23 protein-coding genes and 1 tRNA gene are annotated in these 25,101 nt (G+C 68.7%); 12 read left to right on the top strand and 12 right to left on the bottom strand.

Going from position 1 to position 25,101, the window contains the following annotated elements; all coding sequences use genetic code 11:
• Positions 1-1,763: flavin-containing monooxygenase (locus tag AC2H6A_RS06835; protein ID WP_484272401.1), on the top strand; the 1,763-nt coding region annotated here is incomplete at its 5' end.
• Positions 1,764-1,833: 70 nt separating this feature from the next.
• Here the strand turns inward: AC2H6A_RS06835 and AC2H6A_RS06830 are convergent.
• A complete protein-coding gene (locus AC2H6A_RS06830) occupies positions 1,834-3,090 on the bottom strand; it encodes an acyl-CoA dehydrogenase family protein (RefSeq protein ID WP_484272400.1) in 1,257 nt (418 codons plus the stop codon).
• A gap of 10 nt (positions 3,091-3,100) precedes the next feature.
• Positions 3,101-4,231: an acyl-CoA dehydrogenase family protein gene (locus AC2H6A_RS06825; RefSeq protein WP_484272399.1), complete on the bottom strand. Its 1,131-nt coding sequence runs from the start codon at positions 4,229-4,231 to the stop codon at positions 3,101-3,103.
• 192 nt (positions 4,232-4,423) lie between these two features.
• Here AC2H6A_RS06825 and AC2H6A_RS06820 point away from each other — a divergent pair, with 192 nt between their 5' ends.
• Together AC2H6A_RS06820 and AC2H6A_RS06815 are read left to right on the top strand one after the other, a co-directional pair.
• Complete coding sequence (locus AC2H6A_RS06820) at positions 4,424-4,954, top strand: hypothetical protein (RefSeq protein ID WP_484272398.1); 531 nt, start codon at positions 4,424-4,426, stop codon at positions 4,952-4,954.
• Positions 4,955-5,060: 106 nt separating this feature from the next.
• Positions 5,061-6,026 (top strand): DMT family transporter, encoded by a 966-nt coding sequence (locus tag AC2H6A_RS06815; RefSeq protein ID WP_484272397.1) that lies wholly within the window; start codon positions 5,061-5,063, stop codon positions 6,024-6,026.
• Between the two features lie 14 nt (positions 6,027-6,040).
• Here the strand turns inward: AC2H6A_RS06815 and AC2H6A_RS06810 are convergent, their stop codons facing one another.
• Both AC2H6A_RS06810 and AC2H6A_RS06805 read right to left on the bottom strand, forming a co-directional pair.
• Positions 6,041-6,868 carry an SDR family oxidoreductase gene (locus tag AC2H6A_RS06810; protein ID WP_484272396.1) on the bottom strand — a complete coding sequence of 276 codons (828 nt, stop codon included), beginning with the start codon at positions 6,866-6,868 and terminating at the stop codon, positions 6,041-6,043.
• A 28-nt stretch (positions 6,869-6,896) separates the two neighbouring features.
• A complete protein-coding gene (locus AC2H6A_RS06805; protein WP_484272395.1) occupies positions 6,897-7,874 on the bottom strand; it encodes a GMP reductase in 978 nt (325 codons plus the stop codon).
• A gap of 97 nt (positions 7,875-7,971) precedes the next feature.
• On the opposite strand from AC2H6A_RS06805, the gene AC2H6A_RS06800 reads away from it, so the two are divergent.
• A complete protein-coding gene (locus AC2H6A_RS06800; RefSeq protein WP_484272402.1) occupies positions 7,972-8,250 on the top strand; it encodes an RNA-binding S4 domain-containing protein in 279 nt (92 codons plus the stop codon).
• On the opposite strand, the gene AC2H6A_RS06795 is transcribed toward AC2H6A_RS06800, so the two are convergent.
• Positions 8,247-9,140, bottom strand: a complete 894-nt coding sequence (locus AC2H6A_RS06795; protein WP_484272394.1) for a hypothetical protein — start codon at positions 9,138-9,140, stop codon at positions 8,247-8,249. The genes AC2H6A_RS06800 and AC2H6A_RS06795 overlap by 4 nt on opposite strands.
• A gap of 262 nt (positions 9,141-9,402) precedes the next feature.
• Between AC2H6A_RS06795 and AC2H6A_RS06790 the strand changes: the two genes are divergently transcribed.
• From AC2H6A_RS06790 to AC2H6A_RS06775, 4 genes are all read left to right on the top strand, one after another.
• Positions 9,403-10,392 (top strand): tripartite tricarboxylate transporter substrate-binding protein, encoded by a 990-nt coding sequence (locus tag AC2H6A_RS06790; protein WP_484272393.1) that lies wholly within the window; start codon positions 9,403-9,405, stop codon positions 10,390-10,392.
• 10 nt (positions 10,393-10,402) lie between these two features.
• Positions 10,403-11,080: a nitroreductase gene (locus AC2H6A_RS06785; protein ID WP_484272392.1), complete on the top strand. Its 678-nt coding sequence runs from the start codon at positions 10,403-10,405 to the stop codon at positions 11,078-11,080.
• Between the two features lie 55 nt (positions 11,081-11,135).
• Positions 11,136-11,777 carry a flavin reductase family protein gene (locus AC2H6A_RS06780; protein ID WP_484272391.1) on the top strand — a complete coding sequence of 214 codons (642 nt, stop codon included), beginning with the start codon at positions 11,136-11,138 and terminating at the stop codon, positions 11,775-11,777.
• Positions 11,778-12,019: 242 nt separating this feature from the next.
• Complete coding sequence (locus AC2H6A_RS06775; RefSeq protein ID WP_484272390.1) at positions 12,020-13,021, top strand: tripartite tricarboxylate transporter substrate binding protein; 1,002 nt, start codon at positions 12,020-12,022, stop codon at positions 13,019-13,021.
• An 82-nt stretch (positions 13,022-13,103) separates the two neighbouring features.
• On the opposite strand, the gene AC2H6A_RS06770 is transcribed toward AC2H6A_RS06775, so the two are convergent.
• The gene (locus AC2H6A_RS06770; protein WP_484272389.1) at positions 13,104-13,949 is read right to left on the bottom strand and encodes a metallophosphoesterase family protein; all 846 of its coding nucleotides are present in this window, start codon (positions 13,947-13,949) and stop codon (positions 13,104-13,106) included.
• Here AC2H6A_RS06770 and AC2H6A_RS06765 point away from each other — a divergent pair.
• Both AC2H6A_RS06765 and AC2H6A_RS06760 read left to right on the top strand, forming a co-directional pair.
• Positions 13,948-14,982, top strand: coding sequence for a haloalkane dehalogenase (locus tag AC2H6A_RS06765; RefSeq protein WP_484272388.1), 1,035 nt, complete (start codon positions 13,948-13,950; stop codon positions 14,980-14,982). The genes AC2H6A_RS06770 and AC2H6A_RS06765 overlap by 2 nt on opposite strands.
• 25 nt (positions 14,983-15,007) lie before the next feature.
• On the top strand, positions 15,008-16,018 hold the full coding sequence (locus tag AC2H6A_RS06760; RefSeq protein ID WP_484272387.1) for a Bug family tripartite tricarboxylate transporter substrate binding protein: 1,011 nt from the start codon (positions 15,008-15,010) through the stop codon (positions 16,016-16,018).
• Between the two features lie 32 nt (positions 16,019-16,050).
• On the opposite strand, the gene AC2H6A_RS06755 is transcribed toward AC2H6A_RS06760, so the two are convergent.
• The 4 genes from AC2H6A_RS06755 to AC2H6A_RS06740 form a co-directional block, all read right to left on the bottom strand.
• Positions 16,051-16,146 (bottom strand) — tRNA-Sec (locus AC2H6A_RS06755).
• Between the two features lie 75 nt (positions 16,147-16,221).
• A complete protein-coding gene (locus AC2H6A_RS06750; RefSeq protein ID WP_484272386.1) occupies positions 16,222-16,965 on the bottom strand; it encodes a c-type cytochrome in 744 nt (247 codons plus the stop codon).
• 7 nt (positions 16,966-16,972) lie between these two features.
• The gene (locus tag AC2H6A_RS06745) at positions 16,973-18,214 is read right to left on the bottom strand and encodes a PQQ-dependent sugar dehydrogenase (RefSeq protein ID WP_484272385.1); all 1,242 of its coding nucleotides are present in this window, start codon (positions 18,212-18,214) and stop codon (positions 16,973-16,975) included.
• A gap of 184 nt (positions 18,215-18,398) precedes the next feature.
• Entirely contained in the window at positions 18,399-20,882 is a 2,484-nt protein-coding gene (locus tag AC2H6A_RS06740) for a TonB-dependent receptor family protein (protein WP_484272384.1), read from the bottom strand.
• Positions 20,883-20,912: 30 nt separating this feature from the next.
• On the opposite strand from AC2H6A_RS06740, the gene AC2H6A_RS06735 reads away from it, so the two are divergent.
• Positions 20,913-21,614: a PEP-CTERM sorting domain-containing protein gene (locus tag AC2H6A_RS06735; protein ID WP_484272383.1), complete on the top strand. Its 702-nt coding sequence runs from the start codon at positions 20,913-20,915 to the stop codon at positions 21,612-21,614.
• A gap of 64 nt (positions 21,615-21,678) precedes the next feature.
• Here AC2H6A_RS06735 and AC2H6A_RS06730 read toward each other — a convergent pair whose 3' ends face one another.
• Both AC2H6A_RS06730 and AC2H6A_RS06725 read right to left on the bottom strand, forming a co-directional pair.
• Positions 21,679-22,575 carry an alpha/beta fold hydrolase gene (locus AC2H6A_RS06730; RefSeq protein WP_484272382.1) on the bottom strand — a complete coding sequence of 299 codons (897 nt, stop codon included), beginning with the start codon at positions 22,573-22,575 and terminating at the stop codon, positions 21,679-21,681.
• A gap of 37 nt (positions 22,576-22,612) precedes the next feature.
• Positions 22,613-23,284, bottom strand: coding sequence for a carboxymuconolactone decarboxylase family protein (locus AC2H6A_RS06725; protein WP_484272381.1), 672 nt, complete (start codon positions 23,282-23,284; stop codon positions 22,613-22,615).
• A 418-nt stretch (positions 23,285-23,702) separates the two neighbouring features.
• Between AC2H6A_RS06725 and AC2H6A_RS06720 the strand changes: the two genes are divergently transcribed.
• The coding region (locus AC2H6A_RS06720; RefSeq protein ID WP_484272380.1) for a hypothetical protein at positions 23,703-25,101 on the top strand (1,399 nt) is incomplete at its 3' end.

Raw genomic sequence — 25,101 nt, 5'->3', positions numbered from 1 at the left:
AGCGCGACAAGCGGATTCGAGCCGATGGGAACGAGCAGTACCTGCAGATCGCCGGCCGGTTCGCGGACTTTGGCGACGATCCCTACATCGAGGCCCCCATCCAGCGCGCGCCCCTGACCGACGAGGTCGAGGTGGTGGTGATCGGCGGCGGCTTCGGCGGCCTGCTGGCCGGCGCCCGCCTGCGCGAGGCCGGGGTGAAGTCCCTGCGGATGATCGAGGCGGCCGGCGACTTCGGCGGCACCTGGTACTGGAACCGCTATCCCGGCGCGGCCTGCGACATCGAAAGCCTGGTCTACCTGCCCCTTCTGGAGGAGACCGGCTTCATCCCCGAGATGCGCTACACCAAGGCGCCGGAGATCTACGAGCACTCGAAGCGCATCGCCCGGCACTACAACCTCTACGAGGACGCCTGCTTCCAGACCTCGGTCAAGGACCTGTCCTGGGACGAAGAGGCCCAGCGCTGGATCATCTCGACCAACCACGGCGACGCCATGCGCGCCCGCTTCGTGGTCATGTCCAACGGCCCCCTGAACAAGCCCAAGCTGCCGGGCATCCCCGGCATCGAGACCTTCAAGGGCCACGCCTTCCACACCAGCCGGTGGGACTATGAGTACACCGGCGGGTCCGTGCTGGGCGGCCTGGACCGGATCGGCGACAAGCGGATCGGCATCATCGGCACCGGCGCCACCGCCGTGCAGTGCGTGCCGCATCTCGGCGCCGGCGCCAAGGAGCTCTTCGTGTTCCAGCGCACCCCGTCCTCGGTCGATGTGCGCAACGACCGCCCCACCGATCCGGAGTGGGTGCGCAGCCTCAAGCCGGGCTGGCAGCGCGAGCGCATGGACAACTTCACCGCCGTGATCTCCGGCAGCCGCTTCGACGTCGACCTCGTCAATGACGGCTGGACCGACCTCATCGGCAACATCCTGCTGGCGGCGCGCCGCCAGGCCGCCGCCGGCGAGACCGTCGAGAATGTCGAGGAGCTCATCCAGCTCGCCGACTACCGCAAGATGGAGCGGGTGCGGGCACGGGTCGATGAGGTAGTCAAGGATCACACCACCGCCGAGGCCCTCAAGCCCTGGTACAACCAGTTCTGCAAGCGGCCCTGCTTCCACGACCAGTACCTCGACACCTTCAACCGTCCCAATGTCCACCTGATCGACACCGAGGGCCGTGGCGTCGAGCGCATCACCGAGCGTGGCGTGGTGGTGGCCGGCCGCGAGTACGAACTCGACTGCCTGATCTTCGGCACCGGCTTCGAAGTCGGCACCGATTTCACCCGGCGACTGGGCTTCGAGGTTCGCGGCCGCGGCGGCCTCACCCTCACCGACAAGTGGAAGGACGGCGCCCAGACCTTCCACGGCCTGTTCACCCGCGGCTTCCCCAACCTGTTCGTGATGACCACGCAGCAGTCCGGACAGAGCGCCAACTTCCAGCACATGCTCGACGAGCAGTCGCGGCACCTGGAGTACCTGCTGCGCGAGGTCAAGGCGCGCGGCGTCGACACGGTCGAGGCGAGCGAGCAGGCCGAGACGGCGTGGGTGGACACCATCGTCAGCCTGTCGCGGGCCCGTCAGCCCTTCCTGAACCAGTGCACCCCGGGCTACTACAACAACGAGGGTCAGCCCAACGAGCGCACCGCCCGCAACTCGCAGTTCTGGCGAGGCCCGATGGTGTTCATCCGCATGCTCGACGCCTGGCGCAAGGAAGGCAGCCTGCAGGGCCTGGAGCTGCGCTCGCGGGCCCGCGAGAGCGAGCCGGCCTGACCGGCCACCGTCCGGGGCGCCGGCCCCGGACCCACCCCGGGTTCGCGGGCCAGGCCTTGGCCGCGACGGTTCAGCGCACCGCGTTGCGAGGCACCTCGCGGTAGGGCTTGTCGGTGTCCACGCTGGGCTCCTTGGGCATGCCCAGCACCCGCTCGGCGATGATGTTGCGCTGGATCTCGTCGGTGCCCCCGGCAATCGAGGTAGCCGGCACCGACACGAGAATCTCCGCGATCGTGCCATTCAAGGGGCCATCGGCCCCTGAGAGCAGCGCGTCGGCGCCGCTGATCTGGGTGTGCACCCTCGCGGCGGCGCGCGCCACATGGCTGGCTGCGAGCTTGCCCAGTGACCCCTCGGGGCCCTGCGGCCGACCCTGGGCCTGCGCGCTGCGGGCCCGGCGGGCGGTCCACTCCGCTGACCGCGACAGGATCAGCAGCCGCGCGATGTCCTGGCGGACCACCGGGTCTTCGAGACGACCGGTCTCGCGCGCCCGGCTCAGGACCAGATCCACCCGCCCGGCCCGGTTCGGGTACCACTTGTAGGGCGCCAGCGCCACCGCGATCTCGGCGCGCTCCTCCTCGTAGACCTGGCCCGGCCGGTCGGAGCCCTGGGCCCAGCTGCGCAGGGCATCGGCGCCGCGCCGCTCGTGCATGAGCGTGGTGGTGGTGACGGCCCAGCCGCCCCCTTCGGTGCCCATCAGCAGCTCGGGCTCGATCAGCGCATCGGTGATGAAGATCTGGTTGAAGGTGGCATGGCCATTCATCTGCTGCAGCGGCTGCACCACCACGCCGGGCTGGCGCATGTTGAGGATGAAGTAGGACAGGCCGGCGTGCTTGGTGCGGTCCCAGTTGGTGCGGGCCAGCAGCAGACCCCAATCGGCCTTCTGGGCGCCGGAGGTCCAGAGCTTCTGACCGTTGACCACCCAGTGGGTGCCATTGAAGTCGGCCCGGGTGACCGCACCGGCGGCATCGGACCCGCTGCCCGGCTCGCTGAAGAGCTGGCACCAGGCATCCTCGCCGGTGAGGCTGCGCCGCAGGAAGCGCTGTTTCTGCAGGTCGCTGCCGTGGGCCAGGATGGTGGCGGCAGCCAGGGTACGGATGCCCACCCGGGCCACGCTCACCGCACCGATGCGGTTGAATTCCTCCTCCACCACCGGCACCAGCCCGACCGGCAGGTCGCGGCCATGCCACTGCCGTGGCCAGTGGGGCGCCCCCCAGCCGGAATCGACCAGCTGGTTGCGCCAGGCGATCAGCGATTGATCAGGGGTCCAGTGGGCCTCGAGCCAGGCGCGGACTTCGGCGCGCACCGAGGATTCGGTCAGTTCGGTCATGCGGGTCTCCTCAGGCGGCCCAGTGGTTCATCATGCGTTCACGGTGCAGGTGCGCATCCCCGAGGAGAATCTCGGCGCTCTTGGCGCGCTTGAACCAGAGATGGGTATCGTTGTCCCAGGTGAAGCCGATGCCGCCATGGATCTGGATGGCGTGGATCGCGGTCTGCAGGTAGGTGTCGCTGGCGCAGGCCTTGGCGAGCGAGGCGGTGGCGGCGATGTCGGCATCGCCCTCATCGAGCGCGGCGGCGGCGAAGTACGCCGCCGACTTCGCGAGCTCAACCTCGAGCAGCATGTCGGCCTGCTTGTGCTTCATCGACTGGAACGACGCGATGGGCCGACCGAACTGCACGCGCAGCATCGCGTAGGCCAGCGCGTCTTCGCGAAGGCGCGCGGCGCCGCCCACCATCTCGTTGGCCAGGCACACCGCGGCCTCGATCATGGTGCGGTCGAAGGCCGCTGCGCCCGCCCCCTCGTCGCCGAGCAGGCTGGCGCTCACGCCGTCGAACTGCAGCCGGGCGAGCTTTCGGGTGGGGTCGAGCGTGGTCAGCGCGCGACGACTCAGGCCCGGCGCATCGCTGCGCACGGTGAAGAGCGACAGGCCGTCATCGCCCTGCGAGCCGGGTGCGCGGGCCAGCACCACGATCAGGTCGGCGGTGTGGCCGTCGAGCACGAAACTCTTGTGGCCATCCAGGCGCCAGCCCGAGCCGACGCGGGTGGCCGTCAGGCGGGTGGCGGCAGCGTCCCAGCGGCCATCGTCCTCGACGCTGGCCAGGGTGGCCACGGTGTCGCCCGCGGCGATGCCGGGCAGGAGGGCCTGCCGCTGTCCTTCGGCGCCCCCGTTCAGGATGGCGCCAGCCGCCAGCACCGTGGTGGCGAAGTACGGCGCGCACAGCAGCGCCCGGCCCATCTCCTCATGCACGATGCAGTGCTCGCCAAAGCCGAAGCCCTGCCCGCCATAGGCCTCCGGAATGCGTACCGCGCACAGGCCCAGTTCGCTGTTGAGCGCCCGCCAGCCCTCGCGCTCCCAGCCTGCCTCGGTCTGCATCAGGCGGCGTACCTCGCGGGTGGTGGAGCGGTCAGTCAGGAATCGACGGACCGCGCTGCGGAACATCTCCTGCTCGGAGGAAAAGGCGAATCTCACGGCGGTTCCTGTGGGAAAGGTTGCCTGGCGGGTCAGCATCGATGCGGCAACCATCATAGGCGGCGAATCCGGCGCATGCGCCAGCGGCGCGCGGAAGTCGGAAGGCGGACCGCGGTCGGTGGAGCGGGCAGTCGCACGCCCTGATACCCGGGGTCATCAGACTCTGCGCCGGTTCAACATCGGAGTTCCCGCATGACTGCCTTCCTGCGAATCCCCTCCTCATGCCTGCTCGCTGCCGTGCTCTCGCTCGGCTCGGGCTGCGCGTCCATCGTCAACGGCCAGAACCAGAGCGTGTCGGTCGAGACACGCACGCCGGCTGGGCCGGTGAGCGGCGCGCAATGCAAGCTGAGCAACAACAAGGGCACCTGGTTCCTGACCTCGCCCGGGTCCGCCACCGTCAACCGCAGCTACGAGAACCTCGCCGTGCGTTGCGAGAAGGAGTCCCTGGAGCCCGGGCTGGCCAGCGTGCAGTCGTCCACCAAGCCCATGGCCTTCGGCAACATCCTGTTCGGCGGCATCATCGGCGCGGGCGTGGACATGTCTACGGGCGCGGCTTACGACTATCCCAGTCTGATCACCGTGATCATGGGGTCGAGCACCGACATCAAGGCGAGCACGCCGGCGGCGAGCGCCTCGCCGGCCGTCGCGCCCACCCCTGGCACGAACCCGCCCTCGGCACCTCCCGCAGGCTCCGTAGCCATCGGTGGCGCGCCCGCCCGCTGAGCGCCGGGCACGGCAACCCGGGCGAGCACGTCCACCGCATCCCTTCCCGGCACAGGCGCCACCCTGACCGCCGCGCCCGGGCGCCGCCCTGGGGTAGCCTTGCGGCATGCCGTCCACGCCGTCCTCGCCCTCCCCGGTTGCCGCGTCACCGGCACCGCCCGCTGCCGACGACCGGCGCCCCAGCCTCGACCGCCTGGCCATCACGCTGATCCTGGCCTGCTGCGCCATCTGGGGCGCCAACCAGGTGGTCATGAAGGTCACCCTGAGCGTCGTGCCGCCGCTCATGCAAGGCGCGCTGCGCTCGACCATCGCCGCGGTGCTGGTCGGGCTGTGGGCGCGGCATCGCGGCATCGCACTGTGGCCGGCCGACGGCATCAACGCATCGGGCATCATCGCCGGCGTGCTCTTCGCGCTGGAGTTCTGCTGTCTCTACGGCTCGGTCCAGTACACCAGCGCCTCGCGGGTCATCGTGTTCCTGTATCTCGCACCGTTCCTGGTGGCCGCGGGCATGCCGCTGATCGCGCCAGGCGAACGCCTGAGGCCTGGCCAGATCGCCGGCCTGGTGCTGGCCTTCTTGGCGCTGGTGTTCACCTTCCGGGGCGGTCTGGCCACTGGCGGCGGTGATGCCCGCACGGTCTGGCTGGGTGATCTGCTCGCGCTTGCCGCCGCGGCCCTCTGGGGCCTGACCACGCTCTGGATCCGGGCTACGCCCGTGGGCCGCGCCGCGCCTGAACGCACGCTGTTCCAGCAGCTGGCGGTCTCGGCACCGCTGATGGCCATCGGCTCCTGGCTGCTGGGCGAGCCGGCACCGCAATGGACCTCGCCCCTGGCGCTCGGCTCGCTCTTCTACCAGTCGGTGGTGATCGCGTTCTTCAGCTACCTGGCCTGGTTCTGGCTGCTGCGCCACTACCCGGCGGCGCGGGTCTCGGCCTTCACCTTCCTCACGCCGGTGCTGGGTCTGCTCGCCGGCGTGGTGCTGCTCGACGAGCAGCTCACAGGCTCCCTGCTGATCGGGCTGGCCGGCGTGGCGGTGGGCCTGTGGCTGGTCAACCGGCCCGCCCGCATCAGCTGAGCTCGCGGCGCCCTTCAGGCCGGACGCTTGCGCGCGCGCATCGCCTGCATGACCGGTGACTGGCCGAAATCGATCCAGCCGGACTCGAGGCCGGCGCAATAGCCCCGGTCGACCGGGATGTCCACCCCATTGAGCCAGCCGCAGGGCTGGCAAAGCAGCATCTCGATGACCTGGGCGATCTCGTCGGGCACGGCCGGCCGACCGATCTGACCGCGCGACCATGCCGTCTGCTCGCTGCCCATGAGCGCCTCGAACTGCGGTGACAGCGGTGTGTCGATGCCGCCCGGGCTCACGCACAGGATGCGCGTGCCCCGATGCACATGATCACGGGCCTCGCGCAGCGAGAACGCCGTGACGCAGCGCTTGGAGAACGAGTACGGGTCGCGCGCGAAGGTCTCGGCCTGCACCTGGCACCAGGCCAGTCCGTCGGCCATGGTGGCGGTGTCGAGCAGCGGTGTGATCCGATCGAGCCGGGCGCGCCAGTCGCGGCCGGCGATCGAAGACACGTTGACGATGCCGCAGCCCTCGACCAGCCGCGGGGTGAGCGACCGGGTGATGTCACGCAGGCCCAGGAAGTTCACCGCCACCACCCGCACCGGATCGGCCGCCCGGGCCATGCCGGCCACATTGGCCAGCCCGTGCAGGCGGGTCGGCAGCGCTGCCGCGGCGGCGGCGATGGCCTGCGCATCACCGAGATCGCAGCGCAGAAAGGTCTGAGCGGCCAGCGGTGCGGCCGGTTCGGTCACATCGAGGTTGAACACCTGATGGCCGGCATGCACCAGACGCTGGACCAGCGCGGCTCCCACCCCGGAAGAACCGCCGGTGACGACGATGTTGCCCATGTTCGATCTCCTCGGTTGCGGGTCCGGATCACATCAGCAGATGCTCGCCGGCATTGTCGCCGCCGAGAATCACGTAGTTCACGCGGCGCACATCCATCAGACGCGTGCCGCCGGCATAGCTGATGGAACTCTGCAGATCCTGACGCATCTCGGTGAGCGTGTCGGCCAGGTGGCCCTTGATCGGTTCCAGGATGCGCTTGCCCTCGACATGCTTGTACTCGCCCTTGTTGAAATCCGAGGCCGAGCCGTAGTACTCCTTGTAGCGACGGCCATCCACCTCGACCGTCTGGCCGGGCGACTCCTCGTGGCCGGCCAGCAGCGAGCCGATCATGACCATGGTGGCGCCGAAGCGGATGCTCTTGGCAATGTCACCATGCTCGCGGATGCCGCCATCGGCGATGATCGGCCGCGTGGCCACCCGGGCACACCACTTCAGGGCCGAAAGCTGCCAGCCACCCGTGCCGAAGCCGGTCTTGAGCTTGGTGATGCAGACCTTGCCCGGGCCGATGCCCACCTTGGTGGCGTCGGCGCCCCAGTTCTCGAGGTCAATGACGGCCTCGGGCGTGGCCACATTGCCGGCGATCACGAAGGCGCCCGGCAGCCGGCGCTTGAGCAGCTCGATCATCAGGCGCACGCTGTCGGCGTGGCCATGGGCGATGTCGATGGTGATGTACTCCGGGGTGAGGCCCAGCGCCACCAGCCGCTCCACCGCATCCCGGTCGGCCTGCTTCACGCCCAGCGAAATCGATGCGTAGCGGCCGCTGGCCTGCATGCGCTGCACGAAGGCCACGCTGTCGAAGTCGAAACGGTGCATCACGTAGAAGTAGCCGTGGTCTGCCAGCCACTCGCAGATCGGCTCATCGACCACGGTCTTCATGTTGGCTGGCACCACCGGCAGATTGAATCGGCGCGGCCCGAACTCCACCGTGGTGTCACACTCCGAACGGCTCTCCACGCGGCACTTGCGCGGCAGGAGCAGGATGTTGTCGTAATCGAAGATTTCCAAGGCGGGCTCCGGCAGGACTCGGGACAGCCGACGATTCTATCCCCGCACCGATCCCAGGGAACCCATCATGCGCAGGCGCTCTTCCTCCCCCTCCCCCATCCAGGCGGTCGACTTCGCGATCCGCGGCGAGCACATCGCTCTGGACGCACTGCTCAAGGCCGCCGGCCTGACCGGCAGCGGCGGCGAGGGCAAGGTGCTGATCACCGGCGGCGGTGTTCGCGTGGATGGTGCGATCGAACTGCGGCGGGGCTGCAAGCTGCGCGCCGGCCAGATTGTCGACGTGGGCCCGGTGCGGATCCGCCTGCTCGGGGCCGATGGCGCGGCACCGCCCGCCCCGGCCCAGGGCGGCCAGACCACGGCCGCAAGCCCCGGCTAGACGCTCAGGCTGAAGCCAGCCAGGCGCGCCCGGGCCGCATCCGACAGCGCACCACCGGCGGGCCCGCCCCGATTGAGCGCGACCATCACCGCCTCGCAGGTGGCCACGCAGCGATCGGCGTCGTACATGGCGCCACGCACCGCGAGCGAACGATCGCCCACGCGGGCCACGCCACAGCCCAGCTGCCACTGGCCAGGCGCCACGGTGCGCTGAAGCCACTGCACGCTGACATGGGCGACCAGCATGCCGCCCAGCATCTCGCGCCGCCCATCGAAGACTTCGTCGAGAAACGCCACGCGCAGCTGTTCCGCGGCGCGGGCAAGACAGGTGTCGCTCACCAGCCGGTGGGCGTCGCTGTCGGCAAAGCGCAGCGGGAAGGTGGTCTGCCAGGGGAAGGCGCCGGCACCGGCCATGGGCGCCGACACCGGCGCGGACGCGGTGCTGGCCATCGCCGGCGCCTGCGGCACGCCGGCCGCCCGCAGCGCCGCCAGGGCCGTCGCGGGCAGGCCTATGTCACGCCCCTCGGACCAGCCACCGAGCCGCGACTCATGCAGGCCGATGCACTGGTCCTTCTGGAAAAGCGCGGTGGCCACGCGCAGGCCGCCGGCATCGGCGGCCAGCAGCCGCGCCCCCCAGCGCACCGGCCCGGGGTACTGCCCTTCGGCGAGGAAGTCGGTGGCGCCGGCACTCACGGCCAGCGCCGGTGCGCGCTCGCGCCAGGCCTGCTCGCCGAGCACGCTGCGCAGGGCAGTCTGCACCGCCTCGGCATGCAGGGTGATCAGCGCGACGTTGTTCAGGTGCTGCCAGACATCGACATCGGTGTAGCGCGGCAGGACTTCGCCACGCAGCGGATAGGCATCAGGCTCACGCCGCCAGACATCGTGCCTCATGGTGCGATCGGGCCGGTGCGGGCCGGCCGGGAAGTGGGATGGGTCGCGCGCATGATACGTGGCGCATCCCGCCCGAGCCGTGTCGAGCGCATCCCGCGCACTTCGATTGCCGGTGCAGACAGCCGGAAGCGGACCTCCGGGCGGCTTTCGAACCGCCAGCGGCTTGCGCCCCCGGACGCGCCCGCCTATGGTCGGTCCGCCCGGCATCGGCCGCGGGCCGCCCGCCGCGCGGGTGCCGATCCCCTACCTGGAGATGTGCAGCATGTCAGCCCGACCCGATCGGCGCGTCCTCCTCAAGTCCGCCGGCGCCGCCGCGCTGGCGGGTCTGGCCATCCGGCCCGCGTCTGCCCAGAAGATTCCCGGCGGCACCATCCGCATCCTGGTGGGCTTTCCCGCCGGCGGCGGCACCGATGTCATGGCGCGCTACATCGCCGACAAGCTGCGCGAGCGCACCGGCGCCAATGTCATCGTCGAGAACCGGGCCGGCGCCAGCGGCGTCATCGCGATCGACGCGCTCAAGAAGGCCCCCACCGACGGCAGCGTGATCATGTACGGCACTGCCGCCACCACGGTGGCACTCACCGTCACCCGCAAGGCGCCCGGGTTCTCGCTCGACAAGGACATGGTCCCCATCGGCCTCACCGGGCTCACCTCGACCGTGTTCGTGGTCTCGCCGAAGATCGGCGTCGGCACGCTGGCGGAATACATCGCCTGGCTGCGGCGCAATCCCGACAAGCACAACTTCGGCACCACCGCGCTTGGCAGCAACACCCACTTCTTCGCGGTGCTCCTGGGCAAGGCGATCGGCACGCCGCTGGAGGCCGTGGGCTACAAGGGCGCCGCGCCGCTGCTCTCCGACCTCATGGCCGGGCACATCACCGCCGGCTGCGGCGGCCTCACCGACTTCCTCACGCATCATCAGGGCGGCAAGGTGAAGATCATCGCCCTGAGCGCTTCGCGCCGGCTGCCCTTCGCGCCTGACCTGCCCACGGTGAGCGAGCTGGGCCACCCATCACTGGGCTACGAGGGCTTCTACGGCTTCTACGGACCGCCCGGCATGGCGCCCGGTCTGGTGGAGGCCTGGAGCCAGGAGCTCAAGGCCTGCACCGAATCCGCCGACCTCAAGCAAAAGCTCTACAACACCGGCCTCGATGTGCTCACCGCCGGCCCGACCGAGTTCGCCGCCCGCCAGAGCGCCCTGGTGCAGTCCTTCGGCGAGATGATGCGCAAGGCCGGACACAGTCCCGAATAAGGAGAGGACCATGGAATTCGATGATGTCATCCGCCACCGCCGCAGCATCCGGGGCTATCTGAAGAAGCCCGTGCCCAGGGCCCTGATCCGCGAGATCCTCGAGCTCGCCATGCGCGCGCCCACCTCGCTCAACACCCAGCCCTGGAACTTCTATGTGGTGGGGGGCGCCGTGCTCGACCGCATCCGCCAGGGCAATGTCGAGCGCAACCTCGCCGGCGTGCCCGACTCGCGCGAGTTCCGCATGGGCCCGGGCTACCAGGGCGTGCACCGCGAGCGCCAGATCGGAATCGCCAAGCAGCTGTTCGCGGCCATGGGCATCGAGCGCGACAACAAGGAGAAACGCCAGGACTGGGTGCTGCGCGGCTTCCGGCAGTTCGACGCCCCGGTATCCATCGTGATCACCTACGACCGATCCATCCACGGCAGCGACATCGCGCCCTTCGACTGCGGCGGCGTGGTCAACTGTCTGGTCAATGCGGCCTGGTCGCGCGGCCTGGGCTGCGTGATCAACAGCCAGGGCATCATGCAGTCGCCCGTGGTGCGCGAGCAGGCCGGCATCCCCGATGATCAGGTGATCCAGACCTGCGTGGCCATGGGCTGGCCCGATGACAGCTTCCCCGCGAACGCGGTGGTCTCCGAGCGCAAGTCGGTGGACGAGGCAGCGGTGTTTGTCGGGTTCGACGACTGACGCTGCGCTGTCGGTGTAGCCTCCCGGGGTGTCTACTCTCAACGACCCCCGTGCCATGACCGAGATCGACTTCGAGCAGATCAGCAGCTATCAGCGCTACAAGCTGATGGCCAGCCTGATCGTTCCGCGGCCGATTGCGCTGGTCACCACGCTCGGGGCCAACGGGGTGGCCAATGCCGCCCCGTTCTCGATGTTCAACATGATGGGCGAGGATCCGCCAATCGTGATGATCAGCATCAACCGGCTCAGCGATGGCCGACTCAAGGACACCGCAGCCAACATCCTGGCCAGCGGCGAGTTCGTGGTCCACATGTCCGATGAGCCGATGGCTGCCCGCATGCATGCCTGCGGCGAGTCGCTGCCCGCCGATGTCAGTGAACTCGCCAAGGTCGGCCTCACGCCGGTTCCATCCCATGGCGTGGCCCCGCCGCGCATCCTCGAGGCGCCGGTCGCCTTCGAGTGCGTGCTGCACGAAACCCTCGAGACGCCGTCGCGCTACGTGTTCATCGGCCGCGTGCGCTGGCTGGCGGCGCGTGAAGGTCTGATCGACACCCAGGCGTGGCGCGTGAACCTGCGCGACTATCACCCGGTGGGTCGCTTCGGCGCCAGTTTCTACACCACGACCCGTGACCGTTTCGCGATCCAGGACGCACTCGACAGGCCAGCGCTTACCGCCACCCCGATCGACCAGATCTGAGTGCCGCGCCCTGCTGGCCGGCATCGAGGCACTCTCCGGGCCGACTGCGCTCACCGACTGAACCGCACGGCATTCCGATAAGCGGGCTGGCTGCGGTCATGCCCGGCTCGGGTCGGACCCGACCCGTCGGCGCTGCGCTAGCGTCATGGTGTCGAGCCCCCTCGATGGCTCGGCGCCCTGCAACGCCCTCGAAAGCCGCCATGCCCCCATCCCGCCTGAACCGGTCCTCGCCGTCCCGCGTCATGCCCTCCGGCACCCATGATGCCCAACTCGCCCGCCGCCGTCTGCTCGGTGCTGCGGCCAGTGCCAGCCTGCTGTCAGCGCTGCCTGTCGGCAGCGCGCGCGCCCAGGCCTTTCCGAGCCGCCCGATCACCCTGATCGTGCCCTTCCCGGCCGGTGGGGTCACCGATGTGCAGTTCCGCGCACTCGCCCAGATCGCGGCAAAGGAGTTCGGCCAGCCGGTGGTGATCTCCAATCGCCCGGGTGCCACCGGCACCCTCGCCCCCGGCCAGATGGCCGGCACGGCGGCCCCCGATGGCTACACCCTCTCGGTGGTCTCCTCCGGCCAGTTCCGCATGCCGCATGTCTCGAAAGTGCCCTGGGACCCCTTGCGCGACTTCACCTGGATCCTCGGCGTCACCGCCTACTCCTTCGGCGTGGCGGTGCGCACCGAGGCGCCCTGGAAGACCTTCGCCGACCTGGTGGCCGACGCGAAGGCCAACCCCGGCAAGCTGACCATGGGCACCTCGGGCCGGGGCAATGTCGGCCATGTCGCCATGGAGAAGGTTTCGCGCAGTACCGGCATGAAGATGACGCTGGTTCCCTTCAAGGGTGCCGCCGAATTCATGGCTGCGCTGGTGGGCGGCCACATCGATGTCGTGCCCGATGGCGGCTGGGGCACCATGGCCCGGGCCGGCAAGGTGCGCCTGCTGGCCATGATGACCCCGAACCGCCTGCCCTCCTGGCCCGATGTGCCCACACTCAAGGAGCTGGGCCATGACATCGAGGTGCTGCCGATGCTGATGATCGCCGGCCCGAAGGGCATGGACCCCGCGGTGGTCAAGCGTCTGCATGACGGCTTTCGCAAGGCCATGGCCGACCCGGCCTTCCAGAAGGTGCTCGACGCCGACAACCAGACCGTCATCTACATGGATGCCGAAGCCTGCCGGCGCTATGGCGCGGAGCGTTTCGAAGAGGAGCGCAAGATCGTCGCCGAGTTCGGACTGGCTCAGCCGCAGCAGTAGGGTCGATGCCCGGCGCGGTCAGACCGCTCCCCGCGCGTCAGCCTTGCGGCTCGCCTCAGCGGGCGGCCGCATCGCGATGGCCTTACGGTGTCTCCCAGAGATCGGGCCGCTCGGCGAGCGTGGGCATGGCGCGATACACCTGCGGCATCTGCCCGATGTCGTCCAGCCGCAGGCCGTCCACGGTGCGCAGCCGCGCATCGTATCGGCCGTCGGGATGAAAGGCGTGCTCGACCCAGCCCACCAGCTTGCTGCCATAGGTGGGCTGAAAGGCGTCTCCCAGGATGAAGGCCGTGGACGGCGCCCAGACCTGCCGCAGGCCGTCGGCCACCCGGTCACGCCACTGATGCACATGGCCGCTGATCACCACCGCGGGTCGGCGCTCACCGAGCGCCTGCATGAGGCGTGCGCGCATCGGCGGGGTCATCGACCAGTACAGCCGCCGCGGATCGGCCAGGTCACCGACGCTGAGCGGCATGTGCTGGATGAGCGCCAGCTGCCGGGTGCCAAGACCGCTGAGCGCCTCGGCCAGCACCGCCCACTGTGCCTCGTGGAAGTCCAGGCTCTGGCAATCCAGGCCCACCAGACGCCAGCCCGGCAGATCACGCACCCAGGCCGAGGGGCCGGCCTGGCGGTTCCAGCGGGCCACCCGCTCGGGCGTGGCCACATTCTGGGGCCGGGCGGTGTCGTTGCCGACATCGTGATTGCCCGGCACGCACAGCAGCTCGGGCCCGATCGCCGCGTGCGCGCGGACGCCATGGGCAAGCTCCGCTTCGTCGTTCTCGCCGAGCAGGTTGAGGTCGCCGGTGGCCAGCAGGAAGTCGAAGCCGCCGGCGCGGATGTCCTTGGCGATGCGCTCGAAGTTGCCCGCGAAGAAAGGCTTGTCGGCCGAGAGATGGGCATCGCTGACCTGGGCGATCCGGACGGTCATGGCGGCTCCTGGCAGGGCGGTGGTCGGCTCAGCATGCCGGCGGGCACAATCTCCGGATCTTACCCAGCCCCCCACACCCGGTCCCTGCGGATTGCGCCGTTCGGACCCGTCATGCAGGAACGCCGCCATGCGCCCGGTCATCGCCCACCTACGCACCCCCGATAGCCGGTTCGCGAACCTGCCCGGCTACCCATGGGCGCCGCAGTTTCTCAGCGCACTGCCCTCGCTGGGCGGCCTGCGCCTGCATCTGATCGACGAAGGCCCGCGCGATGCGCCCCGCACCTGGCTGTGCCTGCACGGTAACCCGACCTGGAGCTACCTCTATCGCCGGATGATTCCGGCCTTCCTCGCTGCCGGCGATCGGGTGGTCGCGCCCGACATGCCCGGGTTCGGGCGCAGCGACAAGCCACTGGACGACGCACAGCATCGCTTCGGCTGGCACCGCACGCTGCTGCTCGAGCTCGTCGAGCACCTCGAGCTGGACCGGATCAATCTGGTGGTGCAGGACTGGGGCGGCCTGCTCGGCCTGACGCTGCCCATGGCCGCGCCGCAGCGCTATCAGGGGCTGCTGGTGATGAACACCTTCATCGCCACCGCTCGCGAACCGCTGCCCGAGGGCTTCACGCAGTGGCGCGCGATGTGCCGTGCAAAGCCGGATTTCGCCATCGGCCGCCTGCTCGGGCGCGGCAATCCGCATCTGAGTGAGGCCGAATGCGCGGCCTATGACGCACCCTTCCCGGATGAGCGCTACCGCGCGGCCACCCGCGCCTTTCCGGAACTCGTGGCATCGCATCCGGATGACGACGGGGTAGCGGTCTCGCGCGAGGCACAGGCATTCTGGGCGCAGCGCTGGCATGGCCGCGCGATGATGGCCGTCGGCGAGCAGGATCCGGTCTTCACGCCGGCGCACATGGAGCATCTTCGCAAGGGCATCGCTGGCTGTCCGCCCGCCATGCGCATCGCCGAAGGCGGGCATTTCGTGCAGGAGCATGGCGAGCAGATCGCCGCCGAAGCCCTGAAGCAACTCGCCTGACCCGCCTTCCCCACCGGAGACAGCCATGACCCAGAGCACCCGATCGCAACGCCGCGCAATCCTGCAATCGGCCGCGGGCGGCGGCCTGCTGATGGTTGCAGGGTCCTCGTGGGCGCAGACCGACTGGCCCCGCCAGCCGGTTCGACTGGTCGTGCCCTACGCGCCCGGCGGGGCGAACGATATGGTGCTGCGCCTGGTGAGCAAGCAGGTGGCCGAGCGCCTCGGCCAGCCGATCGTGATCGACAACCGCCCCGGCGCCGGCGGCCTGATCGGCACCAGCGCCGTCCTGCAGGCACGGCCCGACGGCTACACCGTGGGCGTGGGCGCCACCTCCACGCTGATCGCCACGCCCCTCACCAATCCCCAGTCACCGCCCGAGCCGGCGAAAGACCTGATCTTCGTGGCGCTGCTCGCCGCCGCACCGATGCTGCTGGTAGCCCACCCCTCGGTGCCGGTGAGCAGCGCGGCCGAGCTGCCGAAGTACCTTCGTGAGCAGCGCGGCAAGCTTGGCTATGGCTCGATGGCGGTCGGCCACTTCGGGCATGTGCTCATCAAGGAGCTGAGCGACGCCAGCCAGGCCGACATGACACATGCGCCCTACAAGGGCGAAGCACCACTGCTGCAGGACCTTGCCAGCGGCCAGATCCAGATCTCGCTGGCCACGCCACCGGCGGTGCGCGGGCTGGCCGAGGCGGGGCGGGTAAAGCTGCTCGGCGTGAGCGGCACGCGACGGCTGAAGCTGTTTCCGGCGGTGCCCACGCTTGCGGAGCAGGGCTTCACCGCGCCCATCTACCGCATGACCGCGGGCTGGATCGGCATCGTCGCGCCGGCGGGTACGCCTGATCCAGCGGTGCGACGCCTGAGTGCCGAGTTCGTGGCAGCGATCCAGACGCCCGAAGTCAACGAGCGCCTGCTCGAACTCGGGCTGGAGCCGATCGGGGCCGATGGCCCGAGCTTCGCAGCCACCTATGCGCGCGAGCGCCCGATCTGGCGTGAACTGCTGGTACGGGCCGGGTTGGAGGTACGCGCGCCCTGAGCACGGCGGCGCGCACGAGGCGCGCCCATGGGTGGCGGAGGGGAATGGGAGTCGAACCCACCCGGCAGCGCGTGGCGCCACCCACCGGGTTTGAAGCCCGGCCGACCCACCGGGATCGTGTCCCCTCCGGCGGCTGCGTGAACAGCCCGCACTTTGCCTCATCCCGCGGGACCTTGCACCTCGTCAGCCTGAGAGCAGGCAGCTCAGCGCACGCGGGCCAGGAAGTACGCCAGCGCGCCGAGATCGTCGGGTGACAGTCCGGCCAGCGTCTCATTCATGGCCGTGGTGTATCCAAGCCGGGCGCCCGACTGGAACTCGCCCAGCACCAGGCGCAGATAGTCCTCGCGCTGACCGGCAATCCGGGCCACCTGGGCGCCACCGGTGTAATCGCTTCCGTGGCAGGCCCCGCAGCGGTGTCGAAGCGCCAGCTCGGCCCCGCGCCGCATCCGTACCGGGTCGGTTGCCGCGCCATCAACGCCAGCCGGCGTCGCCGGCAAGGCAGCGATGAGTTCCGAGAATGCGCGCATGTCAGCATCGCTCATGCCCCTGGCAACCGCGCTCATCACCGGGTTGGCCCGCCGGCCCTCACGGTAGAGGAACAGCTGCGTGATCGCGTAGAAGGCATGCTGTCCGGCGAGCGAGGGCACTTCAGGCTGCTGGCTCTGGCCACCGACGCCATGACAGGCAAGGCACTCGGCCTGAAAGCGCTGACGCTGAGCCTGCTCGGCGGCGAGCTGCGCTGCCGACGGCCCCGCTGGCGCCGCGGCCGCCGGCGGGGCTGCCGGCTTGCGCGGCGCGCCGGATGGGCGCGACTGGGGCGAGGCCGGCGCCGCTGAAGGCGACTGCGCCATCGCCGACGGCACCAACTGGAGCGCCGGCGACAGCCACAGACCACCCAGCGCCGCCGCCAGAGCGGCGACGCCAACCAGGCCCCGGGTCCCGCGCATGCGGCGCTTACTTGCCGGCGTAGCTGATGCGGTAGATCGCACCGTTGTGGTCATCGGAGACCAGCATCGAGCCATCCTTGAGGACCAGCACATCCACCGGCCGGCCAAGATAGCCATTGTTCTCCACCAGGCCGGTCATGAAGGGCTCCATCTTCGAGATGCCGCCCTTGCCATCCGGGTAGGCCACCATGATGTCGGCCCCGAACTTGGTGGTGCGGTTCCACGGACCATGGCGCGCCAGGAAGATGGCGTTCTGGTACTTCTTCGGGAACATCTTGCCGGTGTAGAAGCGCATGCCCAGCGTACCCGCGTGAGGCCCGGTGAGCGCGGCCGGCTTGGTGAACTCGTTGCAGTCCTTGCCCCAGCCAAACTCCGGATCGGCGAAGTTGCCCTGGTGGCAATACGGATAGCCGAAGTGGTCCTTGCCCGGCTTGCCCACCCGATTGAGGGTGTCATTGGGCAGGTCTTCGGAGAGCCAGTCGCGGCCATTGTTGGTGAACCAGAGCTCGCCGGTGACCGGATGGAAGTCAAAGCCCACGGTGTTGCGAACACCGCGTGCCACCACCTCCATGCCGGTGCCGTCAAGGTTCATCCGGGCAATTTCGGCAAAGCCCGGCTTCTCTTCGCAGATGTTGCAGGGCGCGCCGGTGGGCACGTAGAGCTTGCCATCCGGACCGATCTTGATGAACTTCCAGCCGTGCGGCACCAGGCCGGGCAGCTTGTCGTAGACCATCACCGGCTTGGGCGGATTGTCGAGGTTGGCCTCGATGTTGTCGTACCGGGTGATGTCCTTGGGCGTGGCCACGAACAGCGAGCCCTTGTGGTACTCGATGCCATTGGGCAGGAACAGCTTCTCGGCGATGGTCTTGATCTCGCGCTTGCCGCCCTTGTCCTGGATCGCGTAGATCTTGCCGGCGACGAAGAGGGTGCTGACGAAGACCGTGCCGCTGTCGCCCTGGCGCATGCCGCGGGCATCGAGCACGCCGCTGGCCCAGACCTCGGCCTTGAAGCCTGGGGGCAGCTTGATCTTGGACATGGGCAGCTTGTCGGCTGCGGTGGGCACCGGGAAGGCCGGCACCGGGGCCATCTGCTTGCCCGGGCCCGTCTTGGGCATGCCTACCGCCCAGAACGGCACCTCTTCGGGTTTGGCATCCTGCGCCCATGCTCCGGCCATGCCGAGCGACAGCGCGCAGCCTGCGGCCAGCGCCTTCCATGCCGGCATGCTGGCCGGCCTCAAAGCGGATTTCATGATCATCTTCCCTCCTCGGATAGCGATTGCGACGCCGGATCGGCCAGTGGCGACGGCCACCCCGAATAAAGATTTTCCGATCCGACGGACCGGCCCGGCGGTGCCGGACCGCACCCCAAGGGTGCTCGGCCATCGTACACCCGATACCAGCCACGGGGTCTGACCCCGCGGCGCCACTGCGCAATCAGAAGCGAGCGGACAGCGAGATCCCGGCGAGCCAGGTGCGCCCGGGTCCAGGCTCGAAGAAGCGGCGATTGCCCTCGTTGACGATCACGGAACCGACATGACGCCGGTCGGCGAGGTTGTCGATGCGCGCGAATGGCGTCAGCCGCCACGCCCCCATCTGTCTGGGCAGGCTCGCCCGAAGATGGATCAGCGTGTAGCCCTCGGCGGCATCGGTATTGGCGTCGTTGACCGGAATGGCCCCCACCTTGAGGGCCTCCAGACCCACCGTCAGGTCGGTGAGCGGGCCCTCCCTACGCGGCCGCCAGACGAGTTCGCCGAATGCGAGACGATCAGGCGTACCCGCGAGACGGTTGCCCGCAGCCACCGTCACCGCGGCGCTGCCACTGCCGCTCACGAAACCGTCGCGGAATCGCGCCGACAACCAGGTGAGCGCCAGCCGCCCGCTCAGGGTGGGCGAAAGACGCCCGACCCAGGAAAGTTCCGCGCCCTCACGCAAGGTACGGCCGGCGTTCCTATAGGTGGTTCGGCCACCGACATTGGCATCAACCACGATCTCGTCGTCAGTGCCGATCGAGAACAGAGCCAGATCGGCGCGCTGGCTGCCATCACCGCTGCGCCATTTCGCGCCGATTTCAGACTGCCGGCTGCGCGAGGCCTGCAGACCCAGATTCAGACCGGTAAGGCTGCCCGAGGTGGACCGGTAGGCGAGTTCAGCGAAGGTGGGCGTCTCGAAACCGCGGCCGAGGTTGGCGTAGACATTGATCGTGCTGCCCAATCCGCGTGACACCCCGAGCACCGGCGACACCGCCTGATACTGGCGAGCGCCGCTGTCGTCACCATTGCCTGTGGTGATGTAGCGGTCATCGGAGCGGAAATCCACCCGGCTGGCGCGCGCACCAGCGGTCAGGGTCCAGGCCGTGGGCAGGCGCAGGATGGTCAACGCATAGACATCGGTGTTCTGCACGCGGTTGAGCTCATCGCGCTTGAGCTGACCCACGACGCCGGCGTTGTTGATGAAGCCCTGTCGCTGTTCCCGCTGCCGATCATGGTCGAATCCGACCACCGCGGTAAGGCGCGAGTCGCCCAGGCCCACGCCATGGCTGTACTGCAGGCCGATACCGCCGAAGTCGCGGTCGAGATCGACCACGCCGCCGGGCGCAGTGGCCGCGGTCTGTGCTGAGAGCGGCGTTGACAGCGTCTGGAACACCGCCCGTTGTCCGGCATAGAGCCGCGCGCTGACAGACCGGTCGGCATCGAGACGATGTTCCGCCACCAGCCCGGCCTGGTTCTGCGAGACGGTCTTGCGGGTGTTCTGGCTGAGGGCCGATGGGTCCACCTGCCGCGGGTCGGCCTGCATCTGCGCACGGGTGAGGCCGAGCGGGTCCTGCGACAAGGGCTGATCGAATGCGTTGGCCACCAGCGTGATGCGGGTGTCGGCGTCCGTGCGCCATCGGACGATGCCATTGAACTGCTCTCTGCGCGCCGCACTGTGGTCGCGATAGCCATCGGTCTGGAAGCGAGACCAGTCGGCCAGCAGGCTGGCCGATCCGACCTGCCCCGAAGCCCCGAGTCCGAGACGCTGCGCGCCTTCGCTGCCGGCCGAGAGGCTGGCCGAGGCGATCGGGTGTGCGGGCGGCTGCAGGCTGAAGGCCTGGACCACCCCGCCCGCGGCGTTGCCGTAGAGCAGAGCGAGCGGTCCGCGCAGCACCTCGAGCCGACCCACCGACGCGAGGCTGACGGTGGCCGCCTGGCCTTGCCCGTCGGGCATCGTGGCCGGGATGCCATCGACGATCAGGCGCACCCCCCGAATGCCGAAGGCCGAACGCGCACCGAATCCACGGATCGACAGTTGCAGATCCTGCGCGTAGTTCTGGCGATTGAGCACCACCACGCCAGGCACCCGCGACAGGGACTCGGACAGATTGACCATCGGACCTGCATCCCGGATGGTCTGCGCGTCCACCGACTGGATGGAGGCCGGCGCATTGAAGCTGCGTTGCGCCTGACGGCTTGCCGATACCACCACTTCGGAGAGCGTATCCACCGGCGGACTTTGCGCGTCGGTGGTCTGCGCCGGCTGGGCAAGCACTGCGCCTGATGCGGCCGCGAGACCGATCAGGCCGACGACAAGAACCGCAGGCGCGCCGATTCGACGCGTGATGGGCGCGGCGCGCAAGGCAACGCGGCCAGCCCTGTGGTGGGAAATGGAGGCGGAGAACATCATGGCCCGAACGGCGCCCGCGACGGCGGACAAGGCGACCATGCTAGCCGATCCGCATTCCGCGAGGCCCGGGCACGACCATGCCCACGCTGCAAACGCGATACATCGGCGCCGCAAGCTGTCGGGCGGCTTTACACCCAGCCCTGCAGGCCGGCCTCGAAAAGCACGCAAGGTCTTGAAAGCAAAGGACATGACCATACCGGCGCGGAACTTGCAGACCGCTTGGCTGGCACCGGTCACGACGACCGGTGCCAGCAGCACCCTGCCATGCAACATACGGAGGTCATTCAAATGAGGAACGCAACTCTTGGCGCGGCCATTCTGGCCGTCGCGGCGGCTCTGACGGCGGTGCCGTCACACTCGGCAGTCGTGGTCAGCAAGGGCAATACCGCCGAATCCATCCCCGGCCTCACCGGCTTTGCCACCACCGGCGCCGACATGGACAACCTGAAGGTGACCGCGGCATTTTCGGGTGGCCTGACCCAGACCCTGAACTGGGCCACGACCGGGCCCGGTTCTGGCGGAGTCACCGGCACGGGCTGGTCGCTGAGCGTCAGTGGCGACACATTCTCCTCGCCATGGCTTTTCACCTTCACGAACGGCAATGGCATCGGCAGGCTCGATACCCTGACGCTGGACGGCTCGGAGTTCGGTCAGATCACGGTGTTCGATACCGACTCGCCAAGCCCGGGCACGAACGGGTCGGCGTCAGGGCTGGACTTCGCCATCAGCAGCGGCTGCACCGGCTGCAACGGCGTCGCCCTCTACCAGATCATCATCGGCATCGATCCGGCCCCGCCCGTCGGGGACATCTTCCACAAGCTGACCGTGAGCTTCGATGCCGGAACCGGCCCCGACACCAACTGGAGCTTCCTCCAGGACACCGACAACGACATCCGGAAGGAAATCGGCTTCGTCCCGGAACCGAGCAGCCAGGCACTGGTGGGCATCGCGCTGCTGAGCCTCATCGGTGCTCGGCGTCGCCGCACCTGAACCGCGTCGCGGACCGGGTCCGTGCTGGCACGCCGAGCGTCCGGCGTGCCAGCACGGGAAGGCCTCAGGCCGAAGCCAACGCCCGCGCGCGCAGGACCGCATCGGCCCATTCGCGCGGACGCTCCTGCGGCGGATTGTGGCCGCAGCCCTGGAGAAACCGATGCTCATGAGGCCCGGTGAACTTCGGAATGCCGCTCGTGGTGTCGGTGCGCAGGCCGTCGGCGGTGCCGTCAAGCGTGACCGCAGGCACAGGGATGACCGGCTGCGCGGCCAGCCGCGCCTCCAGGCCGGCACAGGCGGGATCCCCGGGCACCAGCCCGAAGCGGTGGCGGTAGGAATGGATCACCACCTCGACGAAATCCGGATTGTCGAAGGCGGGCGCGCTGCGCTGGAAGGTGGCCTCGTCGAACGCCCAGGTGGGTGACCACTGGCGCCAGAGCAGCCGTGCGATGTCCTGGCGGTTGCGCTCCAGTCCTCGTCGACCCCGTTCCGAGTGAAAGTAGTACTGGTACCAGAGCGCCGACTCTTCGCTCGCCGTGGCGGCAGGCTCCATGGCCCGCGCGATGTTCTGGATGTTGTAGGTATTCGACGACACCAGCGCCACCACCCGGTCCGGCCAAAGCGCCGAGACCACACAGCAGGCTCGCCCGCCCCAGTCATAGCCACCGAGCACGGCACGCTGAATGTTCAAGGCATCGAGCAGCGCCAGCAGATCGGCGCCGAGCACCGCCTGCTCCCCCGAGCGCGGCGTGTCGGCCGACAGAAAGCGGGTGGCACCGAAGCCACGAAGCGAGGGCACGATCACGCGGGCACCGGCCTGGGCCAGCAGCGTGGCGGTCTCGTCGTAAGCATGCGCGTCGTAGGGAAATCCGTGACCCATCACGCAGGGCCAGCCGTCGGCCGGCCCGTGCTCGGCCACCTCGACCTGCAGCACCCCGGCCTTCACCGATGATTTCCTCATCACAGTCTCCTCATGTCATGCGCCTTGCCGCTGCCCTTCATTTCAGCACAGGCAGCGGATTGGGGCCGCCGTTCGGGATGGGGGTTCGATCGACATTGAGCACCATCGACACCAGCGAGTAATAGCCATTGACCGCCATGAGGTCCATGGCGCCCTGCTCGCCGAAGAGTTCGATCACCTTCCGGTAGGTGGCATCACTCACCTGCTTGTCGTGATGCAGTTCCCGGCTGAAGTCGTACACCGCCTCCTCGTCGGCCTTCATGCCCACCGGCCTGCGGCCGTGGGCAATCTCCTCGGCGATTTTGGGGTCGAGTCCCGCCTGCAGCGCGAGGCGGTGATGGGCATGCCATTCGTACTGGGCGTTCCAGTAGCGGGCAGTCACCAGGATGGCGAGTTCAGTCAACCGCTGCCCCAGAGTGCTTTTGAACCGGATGTAGCTGCCCACCTTCTGCAGGTCTTCCCCGAGTTCAGGGCTTCGCAGGAACACATTGAAGGGACTGCCCACGGTGCCGCCGGACTGGTTCGCCGCCGAGCCCTGCACCGACGCCCGCGGCCCCGACTGGATGCTCCTGACCAGTTCGCGCTGCGCGGGGGTCATCTCATCAGGCTTGAGGAGGCGGAATCGACGCTGGGATTCCTGGCCCAGCGCGCCGCTGATCGGCGCCGCACAAAGGGCGGCAGCCAAGGTGAGACGCAGAAAGGAACGCATGATGTTCTCCGGAAGGACTGGACACCCGCGCCCATCAGCGCGGTTTCCAGGGACCGGCCACCGGCGCTGCTGCTTCGGCATCGCCGGGCCAGGGCGGCATGGTGACAGCGACCGCGACGAAAGACACATCGCTCAAGCTGCAAAACCGAAAGCCTGTTCCGCAGCGCCATGGACAGGCACGTGTCCGCTTGAAGAACGCCCCTCTCGCCGGACCGGACCAGACGAGCGGCAGACGGGGTCCGACGGGCGCCCGGCAGTCTGGAACTAAGTCACCGGGAATCGTGGCGCCACACCCTACCCTAGACCATCCCCCGGGCGCTGCCGCGATCGCATCGCGCGCACAGCGCGACCGCCTGCAACAGACACGGACCGGATCACTTTCCCCGATCCCTCCCATCCTTCCGACGCCGAGGATCTCGTGGCATTTGATATCTACATCGACGGCAGCAACGCGATTGAAGGCAATCAGACCAACCGCTATCTCACCTGGCGGATGGGCTGGATCTTCGGAGACTCGGAAAGCCTGCCGGTACCTGCGTCGGTGACCCTGGGATTTTCGCCGCGATCCACCGCGACCTCCGGTTCGGACTACGCGACAGACCTCCAGGTATCGACTGACGGCGGCGTGAACTGGGTCGTCTACAGCCCGGGAAGCGCAGTCAGCATCCCGGTGGGCAGCACCTCGATGCTGGCACGGACGCTGGTGATCGACGACCGGTTGCTGGAGAGTGAAGAGACGGTGATCCTCGATGCGACCATGACAGCGGGTGCGCAGGGCAGTTCCAGCGCCAGCGGGGAATCACGCATCACCGACACCGATCTGCCCGACATCACCGTGGTCGGGAACTCGGTCACGGAAGCCAGCGGCAGCTTTGCGCAGTGGACGATCTCGCTCAGCGACAAGCTGCCGTCTGCCGAGCGATTCGGATTTGCCCGTCTCGCGCTCACCCCCCAGTCAGGCAGCACGGCCACCGCAGATGCCGACTACCGCAGCGGGCTTCAGTACTCCTATGATGACGGCGCCACCTGGACGGATGTCGACGATGGCTCGATCACCGTCAACCCCAGCTACCAGACCCTGAAAGTCCGGGCTGCCATCCTGGACGACGCCACGATCGAGGCGAACGAGACGATCGTGCTCGGCGCAACCCTGTCGCTATCCGGGCGAGTCTCGACCAGTGCCTCTGGCACCGCGGTGATCCTGGACAATGACACGGCATCGGAGCTGCCGAGCGTCGCGATCACGGGCAACAGCGTGGCCGAAGCGACTGGCAACTTTGCCCAGTGGACTGTCGCGCTCGGGGCGGCCATGCCCGTGGCCGGAAGCCTCGCCCTGAGCTTCGGTGCCGGCACTGCCACCGCAGGCTCGGACTTCAGCAACGCGCTGCAGGTCTCCACCAACGGCGGCACCACCTGGACGAATTACAGCTCGGCGGTGAGTGTTCCCGCCAACACCACCAGCCTGCTGGTGCGCGCCGCGATCCTTGACGACGCTGCCTTCGAGGCGAGCGAGACCGTGGTGCTCAACGCCACCCTCTCGGCCACCGGACGAACCTCCAGTACCGGCACCGGTGCGGTGACCATCACCGAGACGGATCTGCCGGGTCTGAGTGTCACCGGCAACAGCGTCAATGAAGCCTCGGGCAACTTCGCCCAGTGGACCGTCGCGCTTGGCTCTGCCATGCCCGTCGCCGGCAGCCTGGCGCTGAGCTTCGGCTCGGGCTCGGCCACCGCAGGCTCCGACTTCAGCAACTCGCTGCAAGTGTCCACCGACGGTGGAACCACGTGGACTGCCTACAGCTCGGCGGTGAGCGTCC

The organism is Quisquiliibacterium sp. (genome assembly GCF_982640115.1).
The sequence above is the reverse complement of the archived record's forward strand: the minus strand, read 5'-3'. Positions and strand labels throughout refer to the sequence as shown.